This window comes from Flavobacterium sp. UMI-01, assembly GCF_019656315.1.
GTDB lineage: Bacteria > Bacteroidota > Bacteroidia > Flavobacteriales > Flavobacteriaceae > Flavobacterium.
In genome coordinates, this window is sequence record NZ_BPLU01000063.1 from 1 (window position 1) to 331 (window position 331).

The following is a 331-nucleotide window of genomic DNA, read 5'->3' on the forward strand; positions in this document are numbered from 1 at the left end:
GCACTTCCTGTGCCTTCGTAGATGTAGGGTTTAGTTTTGGTTGTTGTCATCTTTGATAAGTTCTAACTGTTCGCACCAAACATTGTATATTTCAACTCCTGTTTTTTCATCTCTAATATTCAAATCATTTTTTGTTCTGCCTTGGCCGATAATGATAACTATAGAACCTTTTTCTATTTCATCGCCGCCAATGTTTGACTGTTTAACAATTGAAATTGCTTTCTTGCCGGTAAAAAAACCAAGCGGTTTCCTTGTTGCAAATGATGTCGTTATTATTCCCATTTTTTATTTGTTTTTAAAATTTAGCTCCTGAGGCAGGACTCGAACCTGC

General features: G+C 36.0%; 1 protein-coding gene. It reads right to left on the reverse strand.

All coding sequences use genetic code 11. The features are described from left to right. Positions 1–30: 30 nt before the first annotated feature. On the reverse strand, positions 31–282 hold the full coding sequence (locus tag K5R64_RS13620) for a hypothetical protein (RefSeq protein ID WP_220764206.1): 252 nt from the start codon (positions 280–282) through the stop codon (positions 31–33). Positions 283–331 lie beyond the last annotated feature (49 nt).